This is a genomic window from Paenibacillus polysaccharolyticus (genome assembly GCF_023714295.1).
GTDB lineage: Bacteria > Bacillota > Bacilli > Paenibacillales > Paenibacillaceae > Paenibacillus > Paenibacillus polysaccharolyticus_A.
In genome coordinates this window covers 1-23012 of sequence record NZ_JAMAUN010000008.1, presented here as the reverse complement: position 1 = coordinate 23012, position 23012 = coordinate 1, and the positions used below count along the sequence as shown (strand labels likewise).

16 protein-coding genes and 1 riboswitch are annotated in these 23012 nt (G+C 51.5%); of the genes, 1 reads left to right on the top strand and 15 read right to left on the bottom strand.

Going from position 1 to position 23012, the window contains the following annotated elements; genetic code table 11:
- Positions 1–84: 84 nt before the first annotated feature.
- Positions 85–1020, top strand: coding sequence for a hypothetical protein (locus M3629_RS18610; protein ID WP_251509298.1), 936 nt, complete (start codon positions 85–87; stop codon positions 1018–1020).
- Between the two features lie 903 nt (positions 1021–1923).
- Here the strand turns inward: M3629_RS18610 and M3629_RS18605 are convergent.
- The 15 genes from M3629_RS18605 to cobJ form a co-directional block, all read right to left on the bottom strand.
- The gene (locus M3629_RS18605; protein WP_251509296.1) at positions 1924–3513 is read right to left on the bottom strand and encodes a DEAD/DEAH box helicase; all 1590 of its coding nucleotides are present in this window, start codon (positions 3511–3513) and stop codon (positions 1924–1926) included.
- A gap of 991 nt (positions 3514–4504) precedes the next feature.
- Positions 4505–5980, bottom strand: coding sequence for a SulP family inorganic anion transporter (locus M3629_RS18600; protein WP_154984476.1), 1476 nt, complete (start codon positions 5978–5980; stop codon positions 4505–4507).
- Positions 5981–6638: 658 nt separating this feature from the next.
- A complete protein-coding gene (locus M3629_RS18595; RefSeq protein ID WP_251509295.1) occupies positions 6639–8309 on the bottom strand; it encodes an ABC1 kinase family protein in 1671 nt (556 codons plus the stop codon).
- Positions 8310–8693, bottom strand: coding sequence for a phasin family protein (locus tag M3629_RS18590; RefSeq protein WP_090924158.1), 384 nt, complete (start codon positions 8691–8693; stop codon positions 8310–8312).
- Positions 8694–8765: 72 nt separating this feature from the next.
- Entirely contained in the window at positions 8766–9404 is a 639-nt protein-coding gene (locus tag M3629_RS18585; RefSeq protein WP_090924157.1) for a ThuA domain-containing protein, read from the bottom strand.
- Positions 9405–9828: 424 nt separating this feature from the next.
- On the bottom strand, positions 9829–11463 hold the full coding sequence (locus tag M3629_RS18580) for a cobyrinate a,c-diamide synthase (protein ID WP_251509293.1): 1635 nt from the start codon (positions 11461–11463) through the stop codon (positions 9829–9831).
- A 144-nt stretch (positions 11464–11607) separates the two neighbouring features.
- A complete protein-coding gene (locus M3629_RS18575; protein WP_251509292.1) occupies positions 11608–12696 on the bottom strand; it encodes a cobalt-precorrin 5A hydrolase in 1089 nt (362 codons plus the stop codon).
- Positions 12689–13486 (bottom strand): precorrin-4 C(11)-methyltransferase, encoded by a 798-nt coding sequence (gene cobM, locus M3629_RS18570; RefSeq protein WP_154890305.1) that lies wholly within the window; start codon positions 13484–13486, stop codon positions 12689–12691. Before cobM ends, M3629_RS18575 begins: the two co-directional genes overlap by 8 nt.
- Positions 13486–14208 (bottom strand): precorrin-2 C(20)-methyltransferase, encoded by a 723-nt coding sequence (gene cobI, locus M3629_RS18565; RefSeq protein ID WP_251509290.1) that lies wholly within the window; start codon positions 14206–14208, stop codon positions 13486–13488. Before cobI ends, cobM begins: the two co-directional genes overlap by 1 nt.
- A 90-nt stretch (positions 14209–14298) precedes the next feature.
- On the bottom strand, positions 14299–15588 hold the full coding sequence (gene cbiE, locus M3629_RS18560) for a precorrin-6y C5,15-methyltransferase (decarboxylating) subunit CbiE (RefSeq protein ID WP_251509288.1): 1290 nt from the start codon (positions 15586–15588) through the stop codon (positions 14299–14301).
- On the bottom strand, positions 15551–16705 hold the full coding sequence (locus M3629_RS18555; protein WP_251509286.1) for a cobalt-precorrin-5B (C(1))-methyltransferase: 1155 nt from the start codon (positions 16703–16705) through the stop codon (positions 15551–15553). The genes cbiE and M3629_RS18555 overlap by 38 nt, the downstream gene beginning before the upstream one ends.
- 623 nt (positions 16706–17328) lie before the next feature.
- Positions 17329–17976, bottom strand: a complete 648-nt coding sequence (locus M3629_RS18550) for a precorrin-8X methylmutase (protein ID WP_090924152.1) — start codon at positions 17974–17976, stop codon at positions 17329–17331.
- Positions 17977–18057: 81 nt separating this feature from the next.
- Positions 18058–18828 carry a precorrin-6A reductase gene (cobK, locus tag M3629_RS18545; RefSeq protein WP_251509284.1) on the bottom strand — a complete coding sequence of 257 codons (771 nt, stop codon included), beginning with the start codon at positions 18826–18828 and terminating at the stop codon, positions 18058–18060.
- Positions 18825–20051, bottom strand: coding sequence for a sirohydrochlorin chelatase (locus M3629_RS18540; RefSeq protein ID WP_251509283.1), 1227 nt, complete (start codon positions 20049–20051; stop codon positions 18825–18827). The genes cobK and M3629_RS18540 overlap by 4 nt, the downstream gene beginning before the upstream one ends.
- Positions 20052–20321: 270 nt before the next feature.
- Positions 20322–22262 carry a precorrin-3B C(17)-methyltransferase gene (gene cobJ / locus M3629_RS18535; RefSeq protein WP_251509281.1) on the bottom strand — a complete coding sequence of 647 codons (1941 nt, stop codon included), beginning with the start codon at positions 22260–22262 and terminating at the stop codon, positions 20322–20324.
- 338 nt (positions 22263–22600) lie between these two features.
- A riboswitch (cobalamin riboswitch) is annotated at positions 22601–22789 on the bottom strand.
- Between the last annotated feature and the right edge of the window lie 223 nt (positions 22790–23012).

The window sequence follows — 23012 nt, the reverse complement described above, 5'->3', positions numbered from 1 at the left end:
TCAGGTTCATCGGCGAAAGCCCGTCTCCCGTGAAGACACGGATCGTACCCTGTACAATATTCTAAATGGTGGGCGTGATGGAGCATGAGTAGTACGAAAAAAGTAGTATCCATCCGGCCTTTCTATCGAACGACATATGCCTACCAAAAGTTGCATATCTGCAAACGCTGCGGGCAATATACCTGCCTCTGGGAAGATCAGTGCACTTCCTGCGGACGTAGCACCCTTGTCACCGTAGAGGAAAAAGCAAGTTCACGAGTAAAACGCAGGATGGTCCGTGATGCTTTCTTTGTTCTTTTGATCGGCGCCGCAGCTACTTATTTCGGTGAAACGCTGGACCAGTCTATGATCGCTGCTACGGTGACGCTGTTACTGTTCGGCGGCCTGATCTTCTTGCAGCAGCGTTCATTCCAGATTGAACAGCAGCGCGAAATGAGACAGTTGCTACGATTGGACGAAGAGATCATTCGCCAAGGGATCAATCGGAACTGGGCCCTTGTTGCCGAAGCGCGAAAAGAGGACGAGGCACTCGCCTACGAGATGTTGCGCGAGATCGGCTCCCTGATCTATAACGACCGGATTCGTCTGCAACAGATCGCGTTACTGCAATCCTTCCTGTTACGCAGCGATATGGACTTGCAACTTAAACCGCTACTGCTCCAGAACTTCGAGCGGCTGCTCGCCGAGTATATTGGTGAAATTGCCCGGCTGAAGCCGGAACTGATCCGTGAAGACGCGATTCGGTATATCGCCACGTATGAGGTTCACATTTTACAGTTGCATAATGGCATCCAGATTCTGACCGCCGTGGCGGCCGCGGCCGTGCGTAAGAGCAAATATATTGAACTGTTTCCCAGTCTGATCACCCGCTATGCTCGCTTCATGCCTAAAGACCGGTTCATGCGTCTCTATCATACAATTGAACGTTATCCAACCAAGGCACGCGGTGGACTCGCGGAGTCCGTCGGCCGGGTATATAACGAGAAATACCGCGACCAGTATGCTGATGTCCATGGGTGACCGTCTGTGCAACAAGCCGGTCTATATCGTATCAAGACTGGCTTACGTTCAGAGTCGGATTCATAAAAAGTGGGCAAACCGCGTGTAATAACCAGTTAACCCGTAAGTAAAATAATGCAAATCAGCTCCTTAATTATAGACGAACGGTACACCGAGCTTCCCTGCATTGTTGTGATCTAGTAAGCAAGATATCGTGCCATCTTTTAATCATATAAGTTTTAAACCAAAAACACCCCGTCCTTAGGTCTAGGATGAGGTGTTTTGTCGTTCTGGTTCATATTGTGCGAATTCTAACGATCACAGGGGAGCTTATTTCGACTAAATTGCCACTCTAGAAATTCTAACGATCTCCAGGAAGCTTATTTCGCTGAAATCACCACAATTCACGCTTCATTTGCGACTTTTTCTCCAAATAGCTTCTCTCCTGAGCGTTAGATTTTTTCAATCCCCAAAAAAAGCTAAATAAGGTTTCTCGTGATCGTTAGCGCTTGGGAATGAAATAAAACGTTAGTTTGGTGAGGTTAAAAGCTGACTAATATGAAACGTGATAGAAGGCGAAGTTTCGCGGCAGTTGAATGCAATCATGTGACAACATTGAGGTATAAATGGACTAACTGGCGACTATCTCACAACAAAACTAGCAGTATTGGAGCCATCATAGCGTGGTGACTGTATAACGAGTGAAGGCTGGAGTGCGGTTCACATCGTGTGAATAAGTGCATGTGCATCCTGATTGTAAAAAAGGGCCGCGACGTGCTTCCGTCGCGACCCTTGGTTCGAGCGTTCGGTACGATGACGTACCCGAACGCTCTCGATATGAGCCATGCGGCATCCGCTTCTGCGGTGCATGGCTATGATGCCTCTAGCACAACATGCGGCTGCATCGCCGCTTGCGCCAGTGTATTACCGCCCGCGACGAGAATCGCGGCGGTCGCCCCTGCTCGGACCGCGTCCAGCGGAGTCCGAGCGGCCCGAACCAGCGCCGCCGCGCCCAGCGGTGCGCTTGTCGGCGCTGCGGCCGGCCCAGCCGCCGCTGCTGCGCTCTTCGCCGCGGCCTGCTCCACCGCGGCCGCCTTGGCTTGTGCCGCGGCTACTGCTGCTGCGGCCTTGGCTTGCTGCACCGCGACTGCTGTCGCTGCTGCGCGCCGATCCGCGGCCTGCGCTGCGCTCGTCACCGCTACGGCCGCCACTGCGTCCACCGCTACGGCCACCTTCGCCTCCGCGCGAACCACGACCGCCACGGCCACCATCTCGGCGGTCGTTACGACCTGCACCGCGACGGGCACTGCCTGTCCCGGCAGTACGCCCACCACGCTCATCATTGCCCTCGCTATTAATTACGCGGCGAGAAGCTCCCGTAGAAGCGACTGGTCCTTCGCTTGTCCATTGGATGCGATTCAGCTTCTGATTCGTACCTTCCTCGATCCGAGCAAGCTCCGGTCTGTCGTGCTGGGTTGCAAACGTCACGGCAAGACCCGTTCCACCTGCACGGCCTGTACGACCGATACGGTGAATATAACTTTCCGCATCATGCGGAATATCGTAGTTGAATACGTGGGTAACCCCTTCAACATCCAAACCGCGTGCGGCGACATCGGTAGCCACAAGAATTTGCAGCTTCGCATCACGGAATGCTTTCATGACATTCTCTCGCTTCGATTGGGACAAGTCCCCGTGAAGCTCGTCGCTCTCATATCCTGCTTCTCTCAGATCTTCGTTCAGCTTCGAAGCCCGGCGCTTCGTCCGGCAGAAAATAATCGCCAAATACGGGCGATACGTGTCAATCATGCCACGAAGAGCATCAAATTTGCCGCGATCTGTACATTCCAGCACCTGCTGGCGAATTTGATGAATCGGGATCACGGACTTGGAGGAAACTTTCACGTCCTCCGGGTCTTTCATGTAGTTTTTCGCCAGAACACGAATGCCCTTAGGCATCGTTGCCGAGAACAGCATCGTTTGACGTCTATGCGGCAATTCTTTCAAAATCGTTTCTACATCGTCCAGGAAGCCCATGTGTAACATCTGATCTGCTTCGTCCAGCACCAGCTTTTTCACATTATCGAGCTTCAAGGTACCACGGCGCAAGTGATCCAGAAGACGCCCTGGTGTTCCTACAACGATCTGCGTTCCGTTTTGCAGTTTGCGCAACTGCTTTTCTACATCCTGTCCACCATATACCGCAAGCACATGCAGCTTGTCATCGTTCGCGGTCAGTTTCTTCGCTTCTTCCGTAATCTGCAATGCCAGCTCACGCGTAGGCGCAATAATCAGGGCCTGCGGAGAGCGGTCGGATACGTTAATTTTCTGAATAATCGGCAGCAAAAAAGCCAGCGTTTTCCCTGTGCCCGTCTGCGCCTCGGCGATGATATCACGTCCACCCAGCAGTACGGGAATGGAACGCTCCTGTACTGGAGTTGGCACGGCGATGCCCTGATGTTTCAGCACCTCGCACCATTCCGGGCGAATGCCCAGTTGTTCAAAGTTTGCCAATCGTTACACCTCTGTATATTCATTTAGATAAGTTCATTTCATAAGAAGAACCTAGCCCCTTGGAAATGCATAGGCATCTCCGTCTGAACTTGATTGAGTCTATGTCATTGTCTGAGTCGGCATACGAGCCTGCTATTGGCGTCCTTGTGCCCGAGTTCTGCATCTGAACCTGATTCTCTACTCCAATCACACCCGTAACTGCAGTACACATCCTGTGAGTCCAAACTAGTTTTCCTGAATTCAACTCTGATTATGAAATGAATTTTTAAAAAGCAATCATTCCATTGCTCTTCTTCTCCATACCCTGTAGTTTACACGTTCATCCAGTAAAACAAAAGCGAAACTGAACTACCGCGCCAACTTGTAGCATGAATGTAGCGTAAAAAGCAGACGTTTTGTTCATATGTCACACCTGGTGCATGCAAGCCGAACATAGGGATGAAGGAACGCGAGATTCGTTTTTTCATAAATCAAGCGACACCAACTACTGTGACACCAACCACGAAATTTGCTAACGATCACCACAGAGCTTATTTGCTCGAATTATGCCTTGGCTGAATTCTAACGATCACCAGGAAGCTTATTTCGTCAAAAATCACGAGAATTCTCACAAAAAGTAGTGAAATCAGTAAAATAGCGTCTCTGGTGATCGTTAGAAATGAAAATGGCCCAAATTGGGCTAAATAAGCTCTCTCCTGATCGTTAGCGCTCACAGCTACAAAAAAAGCGGCTCCCCCGGCACACACCGCAAGGAGACCGCTGCATATCAATACTGTCTAGCGTTATCTATAGCCTATATTCGTTCGCATCGCAGTCCGCTATTTTTAGCTTACTTGCCGCCTGTTGATGTTGTAACGTTCAGATACCAATACCATTTTGGAACAAGTTACTTAAACGTTACGCCTTACTTGAACTTTACACTTCGCTTTAACTTTACGCCTTACCCGAGCCTTACATGAGCCTTACATGAGCTTTAAGCTTTACTTCAGCCTTATGCTCCGTGTCCGCCCGTCCCCGGGACGGTACCCGCATCAGAAGCCTTAAATCCGCTTCGCTCCAGCAATCGGGAGCTTTCCTCGTTTAATCCACGCAAGTGCACGGTTTTACCAAGCTTCGCGTATTTGAATTTTACTTTGCCAATCGCCACAACCGCGGTGTTGTCCCAGATATGCGAGCCGCCAAAGTCAATGGTGATGTCCTGCGGATCGGCTTCCGCATCGAATTTGTCCACGAAATGGGACGAGGAACCGAAGAAGAACGGCCCATGTACACGATACACTTTCTGTCCTTGCTCCTCGCTAGACTGGACGCGAATTTTGGTCTGTTTCCAGCCGAAGTGCAGCACACTGAGCACGACGCCAACCATTACACCAAGCGACAGATCATGCGTGTAAACAACGATCGCTACCGTCACCACCATAACAATCGCTTCAGCGCGTGGGACGCGGGCTATATTTTTCACAGAACTCCAGTCAAACGTACCAATACACACCATAAACATCACGCCAACCAGCGCCCCCATCGGTACCTGCTTCACCACACCGCTTAGAAGCAATAACAAAATCGCCAGGAACGCACCTGCCGTAAATGTGGACAGCCTTCCACGGCCGCCTGACTTCACATTAATCACCGACTGTCCGATCATCGCACAGCCACCCATGCCGCCGAACAATCCATTCACAAAGTTTGCAATCCCCTGACCACGCACCTCGCGGTTTTTGCTGCTTTTGGTCTCGGTCATCTCATCCACAATGGTTGCGGTCAAAAGGGACTCCAGCAAACCGACAAGTGCCATCGTAAACGAATAAGGCAACAGGATCATCAGTGTATCCCATGTCCACGCAATATTCGGCAAATGGAACATCGGCAATGTACTTGTCAGATTGCCCATCTGACCTACCGTTTTGACATCAAGATGAAAGACCACCGTAATAATAGTCATGATAATAATCGCTACAAGCGGAGCCGGAGCCCCTTTGAAAAAACGCGGTAAAATATAGATGATTGCCAGTGTTCCCGCCACCATCACGTACATGATCCAGTTCGCTCCCGTAAAGTGGGTGAGCTGCGCCATAAAGATCAGAATCGCTAGTGCGTTCACAAATCCGGTCAACACCGAATGAGGCACAAACGTAATAAATCGTCCCACTTTGAATATGCCTAAAATAAACTGAATGATGCCCGTCAGGATGGTCGCCGCAAAAAGATATTCCACGCCATAATCCTTGACCAGCCCTACCATCAATACCGCCATAGCTCCTGTTGCTGCCGAGATCATGCCCGGTCTGCCGCCCGCAATCGAAATGACGATTGCAATCGTAATCGACGCATACAGGCCGACCATCGGATCGACACCAGCGATAATCGAGAAGGCAATAGCTTCCGGAATAAGCGCGAGTGCTACGGTGATGCCTGCGAGCACATCTCCACGGATATTGCCAAACCACTGTTGTTTTAACGTATTCATATGTTGTTGCGTTGCCTCCTAGATGTGTCCCTCAAATTAACGAACCTGCTGAAGAATAACGGGAGTCGTACACGTCCAATTTCTCACCTTGGGACCCATAAAAATGACAGTGGTGTGTAAAAGCAAACCGCTTCCTTAACCTGTCTATCGCTAGTCTACTTGTCCCTAAGTGCATGATGATCTAATGCCTTGATTCAACTGCAAACACCGTCTCATAATCATCATGTCGTTGCCGTTCCAGCATGCACTGACCACTTCCGTTACCATTCAACTGTCTTTCTTGCTTACGGCATCTCTTCTCACCAACTAATCTCAACTATATTTGCTGGATAAACAGAGCAATGCCTGTTGTTAGTTTTCCTCTCTCAGAAAAACCGGGGCCGTTAATCTACTGACCTATTATTATAGTTACAGACTTACATATGTACGAACACTGTAATATCGCAAAAACAGGTGTTTATCTCCTATTATCTTCATTCTTCTAGATTTAACTCTCTGTATCTCTACTCATCAAAAAAAACCGCAAAGACCTTTCATAAAAGGCCTTGCAGTCTATTTTAGCATTTACAGGTTATGGTGAGTTATACCTATTGTCAAGCAATCACTTTTTGGCGTTCGTTTGCTAACTGCATTAATTATAAAAGCTTGAACTTCCGCCCTAGAACCTGCCCGATTTAAAAATCGAGTACAGCAGAAATGCCACCATGAGGATCGCCACGAGAAAACCAATCTCAATCACTGGAATATCCCACAGCATCGTGGATTGGTGACTAATCGAAGAACCGATAATGAGTCCTACCATGATGATACAGAAGGCGAGCAGCACAATGCTGAACGATAAACGATTGCTGATCTGATCCAATCTGCGCATGAGCGACTCTAATTCGGGAACGCTGATCTCCAGTCGTAGCTTACCTTTGCTGATGATGGAGGACAACTGCCGCAGCTGTCCCGGCAAACCAATGACACTTTCGGCCATATCTGCCGCACTGCGAAACAGCCGATTTTTGATCCGACCCGCACTAAAACGTTCCTTGAGCAGCTTTCGCCCGAACGGCTCTGCCATATCCACAATGCTCAAGGTAGGATCAAGATGTTCAATGACCCCCTCCATCGTCAGCAAGGATTTGCCCATCAACAGTATATCTGCGGGCATGACAACTCTATGTTTCTGGGCAATGCCAAACAGATCATTGAGCGCCTGTCCTACACTGATTTTGGAAAAAGGAATATCGTAATATTTCGTTCGAAGTTTGTCCAAATCCACATGAAGGGCGCGCGCGTCCATGTCATCCGGCATCATACCGAGCTTCTCAATCGCACGGATCATACTATCCGTATCCTTACGCATCAGCCCGATAATAAGCGAGGCAAGCTGCTGCTTCATCTCATCACTCAGACTGCCCACCATACCGAAGTCGATGAAAGCCAGTCTCCCGTCCTTCAGCACCATCAGATTACCAGGATGCGGATCGGCATGGAAGAAGCCATGCATAAAAATCTGATTGAGCAACGCATCCACCAGCCGCTCGGCAATATTGTTCAGATCATGACCACGCTTCACCAGTTCATCCCGATTATTCAGCTTAATGCCCTCGATATACTCCATGGTCAATACACGTGATGAGGTCTGATCCCAGTAGATTACCGGAATTTTCACTTTAGGGTCCTGCTGATATTGCTGTGCAATCTTCTCCGTATTGCGACCTTCCACCGTATAATCGAGCTCAGCCATCAGAGCTTGGGCATACTCTTCTACCATCTGCGGAATCTGGTATTGTTTTACCCAATCCCAACGTTTCTCCGCCATCGCAGTCAGTTCACGCAGAATATCCAGATCACGTTGCACAATCCGTGATATGCTGGGGCGCTGGATTTTGATCGCTACCGCCTCTCCGCTCTGAAGTTTGCCCAGATGCACCTGACCAATACTGGCCGCGGCCACCGGGGTATCCTCGAACCGGGAAAAGATCTCTTCCAGCGGTGTATCCAATTCCTGTTCCAAAATACCCCGTGCCGTCTCTGACGAGAACGGCGGAACCTGATCCTGTAATTTGACCAATTCCCGAATCACCGATTCAGGTAACAGATCTGCCCTTGTGCTTGCAAGTTGCCCCAGCTTCACAAAAGCCGGCCCCAGCTCCTGCAACACCAGCCTGATCCGTTCACTTAACGTTTTGGTAGGTTGCGCTTCACGCGACATCCACCGTCTGGGCAGCGCGAGTAGCTGGAATAAACCCAGCTCCTCGACCATATAACCGAAGCCATGACGCACCAACGCCATGGCAATTTCCCGGTATCTGCCGACATGTTTGATCCGCACAGCCATCTATTCGATCTCGTTTCCTTTGAGAGGAGGAGAATCTTCGACAACCGGAGCCGGGGATTCATCAAGTTGAAGTTGAGGTGTCTGATTCTGCTCGGCCAGCTTTTTTTCCAAAACGGCAACACGCTGTTCCAAACTGGTTACGTCACTTTCGGATGCCACGCCAGCTTCCTGAAGCACACGTTTGACCTGCTCCTGAATGACACGTTTCAGCTGGCCTTGCTCTTCTTCCCCGCGCTCCAACAATCGTTCAACAAACGCTTTGGATTCTCCAGGTGCAAGCTTCCCGCGCTCTACCAGATCATCCACGGTTTTCTCAATCTTTTCTTTGCTAACTAACGTAAGACCAAGCCCTAACGAGAACGCCTTCTTGAACAAATCGCTCATCTTATTCATCCTCCTCTTCGGTTGTCTATATATTACACCTGTTAAACCTCGACATGCAAAAAGAGAGCTTCCTTACACGTACCGCGCTGCCCATTTTCCCGCTTGCAAAACTAATCGACGATATGTTTCATTCGCAAAGGATGGAACTGAATGCCCAGGCATCAGATAAACAATCCGCCCGAGTCCATACTTATGTGCCCAAGCTGCCGGTTTCGGCCCCTCTTTAGACTGATAGTGTAGCAAAATTTTAGTCTCGGTAAATGATCCAAACTCAAATTCATATGGTTCTTCTTCCATCGTAAAACCGGAAATGCCCTCCGTCACGGGATGGCTCTCTTCCGTCACCGTGAACTCGAGCGGCGCATACGGCGGGTGATGAAGAAATTTGGCGCCAATCATCTGTTTGATCTCATTTCGATTCTGAAGCGAGATTCCATTATGTAAGATGACCAGACCGCCCCCGTTACTTACGTAAGACAACAGACCCGCTGTCTGCTGCGGGGAGACTTTGCCTCTCCAATCGTCCATGTATGAGATACATACATCAAATCCCGAAATATTTTCATGAAGCAACATGTTGCGATTTTCACTACATTGAACTGTAATCGTATCTTGAAAAATCCGGCTAATCTCCCCGTCTACCCCCTGTAGCGGATGCCAGTCCGGATGTGTATAATCTCCAATTAAAAGTGCCTTTTTGCGATGATCCATTATAATCATCTCCTTTCTTCTGATGTTATTCGTTTAGATTCGTCTGCACACTCCATATCCTATAAATTAACCACGCTTTATAAAATCGACTACCGTGGTGTTTCTTCATCTCTTCCACTTAGGTTTCGAATAAGATGTTTCCATCTCACAATACTTCCTAGTATAGCCGTATAACGGATTGGCATATCCATATCATGCAGATCCAGCTTGGACTCACCGTCTCCCTGTCACAACACACCCCATTCCTAACACATTCCACATGTTTCACTAAAAACCTTTAATTGTGCAGTCCAACACCCAACTTCACGACCAAAGTCTCAGGAGGTTCAAAACGAATTCAAGCCCTTCCGCATATGGATAAGTTAAGCACGTTCGTTCTGAGCACTTCTTAGCACGTTCATTGCATACGGATGCTACACTTGAACTAAGCTTGGTGCTCGCGGTACAGTCGACAATGCTCCACCCATCGCTGTGCGGCTTGCGGATCAGAACCGAGGTGTACATGTGTGTATCCAGCTACGATACTGCCCGCCGCGTATCCCTCCTGCTTCGAACCCCTTAACCCCCTCGTCTCATACGCGTATGGAATGGCTCCTTCTTCGCGGTACGTCATCATGGAGTAATGGAATTCATGCCCCCGTAGAACTTCACCCTGTTTTAGCAAAAAGGAATCCTGAACCGCACTCGCCTCCCGATATCCCAGTGCAGCTCGTTTCTTCTGCATCTGTACCTGCGCAGGAATAATACCTGCCATGGGATATGTCCACCCTTCACGATCCGTGAGCGTTTCGGCCAGTACCATATAGCCGCCGCACTCCGCAAACAGCGGCATCTGGGAACGGGCTGCTTCGCGGAGCCCTTCCAGAAAGCGCTTGTTTCCGGCAATCACCGCGGCAAACTCTTCAGGGAAACCACCACCCAGATAAATACTATCCGCCTCAGCCGGGATGCCTTCACCAGCAAGTGGACTGAAATACTTCAGCCTTGCCCCAGCCGCTTCAAGCAGTTCCAGGTTATCGGGATAATAGAAATTAAATGCCGCATCACGAGCGACGGCAATAACAGGCTGGTACGTATCCGGCTTGCTATGGATGTGAAGAGCCGCGTGTTGGGCTACATGCTCCGCGTCTTTTACGCTGGCTAAACGGGCAATGTTAGTGATATCGGTTGCGTTAGCCATATCGTTAGTATTGGTTTTGTCGCTAATGAGAGCCATTTCTGTATCACTAGATATATTCAATGTATCGCTAGTACGAGCAGTATCAGCCACATGAGCTGTGTTGCTCGGGATGACATTGGTTGAGCCAGCTAGATTCGTGGAATGCACCGAGAGCGGGAGAGCACTTGTTGCCAGTTCCAGCAAAAGATCCAGATCCGTGCCCTCTAGCAACACATCGGCTGCCCGCTGGAATAACGGCTCCAGTTCTCCACGCTCAATGGCAGGAACGAGGCCAAGATGTCTCTCGGGGATAGACATGTCTTCATCTCGCTTTAGCCAACCAACGACCGGAATGTTGCACATTTGTTCAATGGCTTTTTTCACAATTGTATAATGACCCGCACTTCCGCACCGATTTACAATCACACCAGCAATGTTTAATTCAGGCTCCAGATGCTGAAAGCCCAATACGATAGCGGCTGCACTGCGCGCCATACTCCGTACATCGACAACCAAAATCACCGGTGTCTGCGTAATCATCGCAATCTCGGCGGTAGAGCCGATGTTGCTGAGCGGATCTTTGCCATCGTAGAGGCCCATCACGCCTTCAATGATGGAAATATCATGTCCTGCGGAAGCCCGCTGAAATGTCTGCTTCACATATGCAGGCGAAGTCATCCATGCATCCAGATTACGCGAAGGTCTGCCCGTCACTGCCGTATGATACGTTGGATCAATATAATCCGGACCGCATTTGAACCCCTGAACACTCAATCCTCGCTGGGCAAGTGCCTTCATTAGACCGAGCGTTACCGTTGTTTTGCCAGCCCCACTCCCCGTACCTGCGATGATCAGCCGAGGTGCACTTTGGTTATTGGACGTTACATTTTTTGAGTTCATCGTTCATCCCGCCTTTGCTGTACATATAACAAATAGACCATCCCATATCGGTTTCAACGGCTGGGACGGTCCTTTACATGAGGTTGTAACAACTACTTTTTATGTGTGAATCCATAAGATGCTTCCAATCACACGAACCCTAGCTTAATCAAACGCAACCCGTGCGACAGAGATCGTCAAGTTGCCGCTCTTTTTCTTTTCCAGCAGCCAATGATCCGCTCCCGAAGAGAGCAGCGCCGCCGGTTCACTTACGCCATAGGCTCCGGTGTATTTAAATACCGTCTCGGACGGATTGGCAAGTTGCACCGTATTCAGTTCCTCTGGAGTGTAAGTGACGAGTTCCCAGCCGTACTTAGCGCATAGAGCCAGCAGGCCTTCCTCATCTTTTTTCAGATCAATCGTAGCCACATTGCGCACGCTCTTCACAGACAGGGATAGCTCTTCCAGCGTGGCAAGCACTTCCTGCTCCAACTCCTCCATCGCCGTTCCGCGATTGCAGCCCATGCCGAGCACGAGACTTTTGGGACGATACAACACACCATTGGTTAGAAAACGCTCCTCTTCCACTGATGAAAGCAGACGGTCACTGACCACCAGTGCAGCGTTAAACGCAAACGTTTCCGTCTCCTGCATACTGCCGAAGACCCGAATGTGATCAGGTACAGGTTTGTTATACCGCCACCAGTTGCGTTCGCCTGTCTCTTGAATCAGTGCCACCGGCTCTTCGTTAACCACCGCCGCACTTACCGGGGTTGCTTTATCAAAGCTGTCCACGATCCAGCCCAGTTCACGACCAAACATATCCACCGGAATCGTGCCCTGCACATCCGAAGCTGTCGTAATGACTGCACGTGCACCAAGCACTTCTGCCACTTGACGCGTGAGTTCATTGGCACCGCCAAGATGACCGGATAACACGCTGATCACGTTCTCGCCGCGGTCATCGATGACCAACACGGCAGGATCGACTTTTTTGTCCACCAGTAGCGGAGCAATCATACGGACGACGGCACCCAGCGAGATAAACAGAATGATGCCGTTGTAACGTTTGAACAGGTCTGGCAGAATAAGCTTCACCGAACCTTCAAACAGGGTATATCCAAGTTGTTCCTCATCGCCACGGGCAAATTTGCTCATATAATAGACGTCTGTACCCTGAAACTGTCCTTCGAGGTTACGCACCATCTCCACGCCGTGCTTCGTAATGGCTACAGCAGCAAACGGATTACTCACCGGACTTCACTCCCTTGCGATAGCCGTGGGTGAAGGATTTGTCGTACAGTTTGGAACGGTGAGCATCCCGGTTCACCAGATCAGGATCAAGCGCCCAGCCTGCCAGAATCATCGCATGCATCGTAATGCCTGCGGCACGCAGATCCGCAGCCAGATTAGCCAGCGTGGTGCGCACGATTTTCTGATCCGGCCATGTTGCTCGCTGCACTACCGCCACTGGTGTATCTTCGCTCCAGCCTGCGGCAAGGAATTCCACCACGACTTTTTTCGCCAGTGTTGCACTTAGGAAGAGCGCCACCGTACAGTGATGGGAGGCCAAATCGCGCAGCTTCTCCCGCTCAGGCACAGGGGTGCGTCCTTCCGCACGTGTCAGGATGACGGTCTGCGTCAGTTCCGGCACAGTCAGCTCCGCTCCCAGCGCCGCTGCCGAAGCAAATACCGAGCTAACGCCTGGAATAATCTCGTACTCCACGCCTTGTTGTTTCAACAGAACCATCTGTTCCAAAATGGCACCATACATTGCCGGATCACCCGTATGTACACGTGCTACACTGCGTCCTGCACGAACCGCTGTGCACATCAGTTCGACCTGTTGTTCCAAATCCATGCCGGAGCTTTGCAACACCTCGGCTTCGGGTTTGGCAGTCGCAATCAGTTCATCATTCACGAGGGAATCCGTGTACAGAACGAGGTCGGCATTTTTCAAAATATTCGAACCTTTTACCGTAATCAGCTCGGGATCTCCCGGGCCAGCACCAACGATGTACACTTTCGGTTCCAATGTTTTCATTATTTGCTCACCACCATCAGGCTTAAATATTCCAGCTCCTGCCCTTTCAGTTCACGGGCGTCACGCCAGACCAACTCATAAGGAGAAGTGACTTTGGTGACCACCGACGCTTTGCCGCCAAGTCCCATCTCCTCCAACAGCTCCAGCATCGGGTCCAGCACCTTCGCTACTTTGATAAACACAATCGTATCGTGATGCTCAATCGCCTGCCTCATCGCTTCTTTATCCGCTGTAGCCGGAATAATACCAACCTGCTCATCTCCATCTGCCAGATGGATATCCAGCGCTGCCGCCGCACCAAGCACGGAGGATATGCCCGGAATCGAGCTAATCGGCACTTCAGGATGCAATTCACGCATCAGACGTGCAAGGTGGATAAATGTACTGTATAAGTTCGGATCACCTTCCGTCACGAACGCTACATCTTTGCCATCCTTTAAAGCTTCCCAGCACGCTTCCACGGTTTTTCCCCACTCCCGCTCTAGTACGACCGGATCTTTGGTCATCGGAAAGATCAGCCCCAGCATCTCTTTCTCCTCTGGATTCACATATAATTCAACAATTTCGTGGGCGTAGGATTTACCACCCTTGCGTTTCTTCGGGTAGGCGACCACCGGGCATTCGCGAATCATCCGGTATGCTTTGACCGTAATCAGCTCCGGGTCTCCCGGACCGACACCGACGCCATATAATGTGCCAACGGTAACTCCGGCTCCTGTCATGCTCTTTGAACTTTCCGTGTGAATTCCGGTACTGTTGATGTTTCCTGTTGTTGTGCTGATGCTGCTCTCCCCCTTTTCATTCTCTGCAAACTATTCCGCTCCGTTCGCTGTTTCGGCTTCCGCTTCTGCTCCTGCAATAAATTGACCTGTAATGACATAGATCGGGTTCAGTCCGTCAAAACGGGTCATGTTCAGGATCGGCTTGCTCCGCGCCGTCTGCAGCAAAGTCACGGAGGCATCCATGCCCGCATCGCGCATCGCCTTCATGCTGTCATGCAGCGTTTCGATGGTCGCTGCATTCACCACGATACGTCCCTCGGGGCGCAGCCGGGACGCACACAAGGCGATCAGCTGCGCGAGTTCACCGCCGCTGCCGCCTATGAACACCGCATCCGGACCCGGTAGTTCGTCCAGCCCCGCTGGCGCTTTGGCATGAAGGACGGTAAAATCGGTCCGGAATTTGACACGGTTGGCCTCGATGTTCACGAGGTCACCTTCGTTCTTTTCGATGGCGAAGACCTGGCCTCGCGGCGCCAGCCGCGTACACTCCACCGCCACCGAACCGGAACCTGCGCCGATATCCCACACGATGCTGTCCTCGCCCAGTTTCAGCTCGGATAAGCTGAACGCGCGGACTTCACGCTTGGTGATGAGGCCCTTCTCGGGTTTGCGCTGATGGAATTCTTCATCTGCAAACCCGAAGCCTTTGCGCGGCGCCGGTGCATCCTTGCGGCGCAACAAAATGACGACGTTCAGCGGGCTGCACTCAGCCGCTGCCAGCTCGTCCAAGGTGTAGTGGCGGGCACGCTCGTCTGCCGCGCCCAGGTTTTCCGCAACGTAGGCATCGTACTCCGTCATGCCGAATTGTTGCAGATACGCCCCGATCGCAGCGGGGCTGTTATGCTCGTCCGTGAGCAGCGCGACTTTGGCTTTGCCATCGATGCGCTGGGCTAGACCTTTGAGGGGGCGACCGTGCACGCTTTCAAGCACGGCGTCGTGCCAGCTCTCGCCAAGCCTTGCGAATGCCAGCTGCAGCGAACTGAGATTAGGCCGGATATCCAGCTGATCCGGGCCGAGTTTGCGCGCGAAATATCCGGCGATGCCGTAAAACAGCGGGTCTCCTGAGGCAAGCACAACGATGGTGTGCGAGTCCTGCAACGCTTTTATTTTCGCAACGAGGTCATTCAAACTGCTCTTGATCACAATCTTCTCTCCCGCAAACGCCGGGAAAAATTGCAACAGACGTTCGCCGCCTACCAGCACATCGGCCTCCTGAATGAGTTGTAGACTGTCTGCCGTCAGCCCCGCCGCGCCTTCTTCGCCTATGCCAATAATGCGGATATTACGATTCTTTGCTCCAGTTGTTATGTTCGAGTTCACTGATTTCCGCCCTCCCCAGTTCCATTCCTTTCATGGTGACGAGCACCACTTCCACCGTTACGCCGCCCCCCGCATGTTCCAGACAGTGCTGACAGGCGTATAAGCATAACTTTTCAAAATAAGGCAAATACCCCGCTTCGGTCATCATATCTGCTACCTGAGTCGCCGTGTTGGCTTCCTCGATCGCTTGCGCCAGTTCATCGCCAGCCCCGGTCTCGCGAGCCACGGACGCAAGAAATCCAAAATCCACCGGCGCACTTTTGGAGTGCACCATCATGACCCCTTGAGCCACTTTAGCGAATTTGCCCGGCATCCCGACCAGACTGATGCGTTTCATACCCAATCGTTTCCCGTGTTTGATCGCAAAGCCGACAAAGTCACCCATCTGAATAAAGGCTTCCTCCGGCAGTTCGGGCATCATTTTCATGGCATACTTCTCACTGCTGCCTCCTGTTGTCAGTACAATATGCTCACAACCGGAAGCCTGAGCAACGGAAATCGCCTGTACCACACTGGCTTTGTACGCCGAAGTAGAGAACGGAACGACCACACCGCGTGTGCCCAAAATGGAGATACCGCCAAGAATGCCAAGCCGCGCATTGAGCGTTTTCTTCGCAATCTCTTCGCCGTCCGGTACGCTGATAACCACTCGTACCCCTCTTGCAGTACCATATTCCGCAAGTACTTGGGTGACTGCTTCGGTAATCATACGGCGCGGCACGGGATTAATGGCCGCCTCCCCAACAGGCACGGGCAGTCCAGGCTTCGTAACACGCCCCACACCAATGCCGCCATCCAGCTCTACCCCCGGCTCGTCCCGCCAAGACACATGCGCAATGATTTTCGCCAAATGTGTGGCGTCCGGGTCATCCCCGGCGTCCTTGATCGTGGCACAGGTCGCCGTACCGTCCGTCATCAGTTCCTGCTCGATCAGCTCGAACGATTGGTCAAAGCCGGCGGGCAAGGAAACCACAGCTTGCGCAGGGATATGACCCGTTAACAGCAGCTGTGTCGCTCCTTTGGCAACGGCTGTCGCACACGCCCCGGTCGTAAAGCCGGAACGCATCGGTTTATCCGGGTCCGGTGCTTCTCCGCTTTTCATGCGTTTCTTTTCCATGGCTTTGAACCTCCCGTCCTTCTATATGCTAGTTTGTTCGTGCGCTTATGTTGATTGTTGGTTGATGTTGATTGTTCATTGTTGTTTGGTCTTGTATGGATTGTTGATACATTGATATTTAGTTTTACTCAACAACTGCGGTGCTAGTAACTGTACACTAACCCCCGGTGATCGTTAGAAGTTACCGGAGCGGAATCCCCATCTCTGGTGACTCGCACGCTAAGCGTCTCATTTACTTAACACCCACACACTCACGACTGAGCGCTAACGATCACAGATAACGTTATTTGGCCTAATATGCCCTCGCTGGAATTCTAACGATCTCGGGAGACGCTATTTCACTAAAACAGTGCGATTTTCAGCGCTTTTGGGTGGTTTTGGGCGAAATAACGTTCCTCAGGATCGTTAGAATTTCAAAAGGGTGATTTCACGCAAAATAAGCTTCCTGGTGATCGTTAGAAGTTACTGGACTTTAACAGATTCGGACATGGCCCTTAGCGAAGACTCTTCCAGTTCTCATTAGGATTCGGCACGGCTCGCTAACCAGACTTAAATCAGATCAGGTAGATTTCGTTTGACCTCACTGGTCGAGCGAGGCAAACCGCCTTAGTACTCCCGCCGCTCTATGCCTTTACAGCCATCAACGAGATTGCGTTAAGTGCTGCCACAACGATGGTGCTGCCGCCTTTGCGACCAATGTTGGTGATAAAAGGAATGTCCAGCTTGCGTAGCTCGTCCTTGGACTCGGCCGCAGATACAAAACCTACCGGCATGCCGATGATCAGCCCCGGCTTGGCCTCTCCCTCTTTGACAAGACGAATCAATTCCAGCAGCGCCGTTGGCGCGTTACCGATGGCGTAAATGCCCCCGTCATACATTTGGGTTGCTTTGCGTGTCGAGATGATGGCACGAGTGGTGTTGAGTCGCTTGGCCTCTTCCATCACATCCGGATCGGATATATGTACATGAACATCGCCGCCAAAACCGCGAATACGATCCTTGCTCACACCCGCCTGAATCATCTGCACATCGGCAATGACTGACTGACCTGCACGTAGAGCCGCAATCCCCGCCTGGATCGCATCCGGGTGAAACACCATACTACGGCCCAGTTCAAAATCAGCCGAGGCATGAATGACACGCTGTACGACCGGGTACTGCTCATCCGTAAACGGGTGCTCCCCCAGTTCCTCCGTAATCATCTCAAAGCTCTTACCTTCAATTTCCTGAGGTTGCACGGTCAGCGGTTTAAATTCCGTCTTAAAATCCACCCGAATCACTCCATTCTTCTTTCGATATTTACAATCAAGCCATTCAAACTTGCGTTATTCAAATTAAGCCTATCGGGGAGATTACTTCCCCAAAATACTTTTCAGCTCGTCCAGTACACCATCAAAATGATCAAACACCGTGCCAAACTCCGCCTCTGGACGTGAGATCAGCACAACATGAATGCCCAGCTCCAGTGCAGACTGGATTTTCTCATCCACGGCTCCGGTTTTACCGCTTTCCTTGGTGACCATCACCGTTGTTGCATAGTGCTTGTAAAGTGCCTCATTCATTTCTCGGGAAAAAGGTCCTTGCATCGCAATAATATTGCGTTGCTCTACGCCCAGCTCACTGCATTTCTCCATATTGTCGAGACGGGGGAGCATGCGTGCAACAAGTCGTATATCCGGATCACCGAGCAGGTGCTTGGTGAAGATTTGCAGCGTTTTGCTGCCTGTCGTCAGCATAACGGAGCCTTTCAGCTCTTTGGCTTTGAGTGCTGCTTCATCATAAGATGACACGACATGCAATAGTTCATGGTCATCATAAGCAAGCCCGGTTCGTTCGTAACGAATGTAAGGGATGCCCGCTTGTTTCGCGGCTTCCATAGCATTCGCATGGGCTTCTTCGGCAAAAGGATGGCTCGCATCCAGAAGGACAGGGGTATTATTTTCAAGAATCAGCTTCACCATCGCCTCTACGGTCAATCGGCCTGTCCGCACAGGTAAACCGGCTTCGGTCAGACTTTGGGCTGCACTCTCGGTCACAACCGAGGTCAGGACATTATGTCCTTGTTGCTGGATTTGGATCGCAAGTTCGCGTGCATCGCTTGTACCGCATAACATAAGAATCATGAACGCTTCACCTGCTCGGAAGTTGATGCCACTTGTGCCTGAGAAGAAGATGCGTGCTGCTGTATATCTCCTGCTGTTGCTTCTAAATCGTGTTGCTGGCTGCTCCGATGTCCTTCGTGCTCATGGTGCGAGTGATGCAACTCTTCGTCATGGTCATGATGGAAATCAAGTGTTGCCTCACGAGTAGATGCAGCCTCCGCAGCGTGCTCGGAATGCTCGTGGTCATGACTATGATCGTGATGATCGTGCTCATGATGGTGGTGATCGTGCCCGTGGTCATGTCCGTGATCGTGATGATCATGGTGATGGTGGTCATGGTGATGATCATGGTCGTGATCGTGGTCGTGATGGTGATGATGGTGTTTGGCCGCTTCGAGGCGGAACTGGCAGTTGTCACAGTTGGCTGTAACCCTTCCATATAGCCCCTCGTGCGCACGTTCCAACACCAGCTCGACAAGCTTCGGATGGAAGCCGAAATAACCACCGATTTCGACTTGAATATCTGGATGCGCGGCTGCAAATTCGGCTGTCATCTCATCAATGCGTTTAATCAGTACACCGGTAAAGAGGAAATACGGCATGACGATAATTTTTTTCGCACCAAGCAAGAGACAACGTTCCAATCCATCCGGGAAAGAAGGCTGGGTTACGCCGATAAAGCTGCTTTCTGCCCATCTGTACGGCAACTTCTCCCACAGCATACGGGTCATTTTGAAAAAGTCACTGTTGGCATCCGGGTCACTGCTTCCACGTCCAAGTACAAGTACAGCGGTCTCTTCATCGGTCACCGTAGCAGGCGGAGCGGCCACTGCAACTGCTGTATCTGTTCCACCTTCACCTTGAGCTGCGATGCGTACAGGCTGCGCCTCTTGCAGACGAGTTTGCATAATTTGCACGACTTTTTCATGCACACCAATCGGACGACCATAGATAAACTGTACTTGCGGATAACGCGCTTTGGCACGATCAATCGCATTCGGAATATCAATTTTCGCATGACCGGCCGCAAATAAAATAATCGGTACGAGTACGACACGGGTTGCGCCTCGATCTACACAAGCGGTAACTCCATCCGCAATACTCGGTCTGGTTAATTCGAGAAAACAGGTTTCGACCAGTGTGTTCTCCGGTGCTTGCTCCGCGACTTCACGTGCAAACTCCTTTAACTCGCGGTTCCCCTCGGGATCACGGCTCCCGTGTCCCACCAACAAAATTGCATCCATCTTCGTATTTCCTCCTCTGTCCGATCCACAGATCAGATTTCTCATATTCGTAAGGCTCTCCACTCGGTTCCAAGGAAGAAAGGTATAATCTATGTCTAAGTCTGTATTGATGCAGCTGTAGATGTTGTATCTATCTCAATCAGTTGGGTTTCAGCCGAGTTGTGTCTGGGTTAACTTTTGGCTTTGTGGCCTCTTATCTTCCGTAGACCACTCTGCCGCTGATGCTTAAGTGGACTTCAAGCCCGTAACCCAAACTACGCACTTCCACTCTTAGTCACCACATACCGGATTCACTTCAACAGTAACTGGCGCATCCACATGGCGGAAGCCTTGAATAACTCCAACGCGTTTAAAAAACTTGTGGAAGCGTTCGTTCGGATGGCCTTTTTCCTTGTACTCCGCGACAATGCGTTCCACAATACCTCCGATCTGATCACCTGGAATGCCCTCTGCTACAGGCTGAGCCGGGTGGGCATTGCGGCCAAACTTTTTCCCGCCAAGGAACAGATCGTATCCTCCTTTGCGGTACACGATACCGATATCCTCCAGCACTGCCCCGTAACAAGCCATACCGCAGCCGTTTAACGCTACGCTCGTTTCCTTCGGAGCAGACAATCCACCGATCACGTCCTGCAAATGGTTAGCCATCGGCACTGCGTCGTCCTTCTCCAGGTTGCAGAAGTCACAAGCTTTGACTTTGATCACATCCCCGATCGGCACCACGATAAAGTTTGCTGCGCGCAGCTCATCTACCAGCGCATCCGGTTCAAACGTCGGCACTCTCAGAATAATCTGGTGCTCTGGCGTATACTCGAGTTCCCCATCCTCGCTTGCGCACTGCGCCAGCAGGGCCATCTGAGCGGCAGTGAACTTTTTGTTGCCCACGCCAGGCGATACGCCGATCTCAAAGAGCGGCGCCTTGCGCCCCGGCACGGGCACAGCAGCGGCTGCGCCAAGCACCGCTGCGCTGCTCGCGCCCTGCGCGGCCGCTGCGGCTGCCGGGCCTGACGCCGATGCGTCCAGCCAGCGGCTTGCCGCTTCGCCCGCGAGCGCACCGCCTGCCGCGAGCCGTGTCAGCGCCTCGGCGGCGAGCTCGGCTGCGCCGGCGCTTGGCGCCACAGCGGCAGCGCGCGGTGCGGCCTCTGCCGCCGCGGACGCGGGCCGCTCTGCGGCAAGCACGGCGGTGCCAGCACCGCTCGCCGGGCTTGCCGCAGGCGGGGTTGCCGCCCATGCGCTTGCGGGCGGCTGCCCTTGCGGAGCCGTGCCCGCTCCGGCGCTGGCGCCGCGCAGGGCTGGCTCCGCCGTTGGCACGGCCTGCGCATCGCGGGCCGTGCCATTGCCCGCTACCTCGCCGGAGGCGGCAGCGCGGGCTTCTTGCGCGCCGAGCGACCATGGCTCGGCTTCGGTGCGTAGCCGCTCATGGGGCCTGAGCGGCTGTTCCGCGGAGTTCAGCGTATATTTCCGCTGATATCCGCGCGGGGTGACCATGAGCCCTTCGTACATCATGGTCGAGGAATTGCCGATGATCACGGTCGTTAACATACCGATATCGTGATTCAGCATATCTTCCAGCGTCGTCATGACCACGTCTTGACGCTCCCGATATGCACTTTTGACCAGGCCAACCGGTGTCTTCGGATCACGGTAACGCAGCAACATCTCTTGCGTTTCTACAATCTGGCGTGTCCGTCGTCCACTGCGGGGATTATACAGAGCAATAACAAAATCAGCGGAAGCCGCTGCCTCAACCCGCCGAATAATCGTTTCCCATGGTGTCAGATGATCGCTAAGACTGATCGTGCAAGCATCGTGCATGACAGGCGCACCAAGCAAGGACGCACACGATTGAATAGCCGACACGCCAGGAATAACCTCGACAGCTACGCCAGTATCCGGCTTCCAGCCTTGCTCGATCAGCACCTCATATACAAGTCCTGCCATACCGTATACCCCGGCATCCCCACTGGAGATTACGGCAACAATGTGGCCTGCTTCCGCTTGCCTAACCGCTTCCTGTGCCCGGCTGACTTCCTCCGTCATGCCTGTACGCACAATGGCTTGTCCATTCAACAAAGGCCGGATCAGATCCACATAGGTGTTATATCCAATGATGACCTCGCTTTCCTGCAATGCATCCAGTGCCCGTTTCGTTATGTGCTCCATCGCACCTGGACCGAAACCGATGATCAGCAACTTGCCTTGCTTTTGCATCCCTTTTTCCCCCTCACTCCACTTGTCATACAATTAATGCCCCAACCTTGTTTATCCAAAAGGTTCCCCGATACAGATGTGTCTCTATCGCTTATAGCCCTGTAACACATCATTTCTTCTACTTAACTCGGCAATGTCGTTCCTGTCCGAAAAAACAAAAAAATCCCATCCTAATCACGGATGAGATACGCATGTACTTACACTCAGGAAACCTGACCTGTAATATTCCATAATAAGGAATTACAAGCAGCCAGAATAGCCCATATAGAGCCTCACAGGACAAACCACGGTTTGTCCCTTTCCCGAACTTATCGTACACCACTCCTTTCCGCGAAGGGTTTGGTGACACATGCAAGGTAGGTCTCCTGGCTCTGGATCATTAGCGTTCTTTCCTGTCTTCCCCGGTATACCGAGTGACTTTCATGGAAAACGCTTCACCATTACAGTGGCGGGACCGCTCGGGACTTGCACCCGATTCCCTGTTACCTCTTGCTTTATGCAAGAGCACCTTGCTGCTTTCATATTGTCTTCATCATACCATCGGTCAGGAAATAATGTCCACGCTTCTCAAGATTGTCCTAAACATTAATTTTGGATAAAAATGAAAAAAAGGTCCCGATCCGATATAAAATGTACCCCTTGTAAAGGACAAATTAAAAAAGGTTAGGCTGCTTCAAGCTGTCGTCTGTATCTTGCAGGCGGCAGCTTGTTTAAGTTCCATTGACCTCGATAATGATTGTAATAGATCAT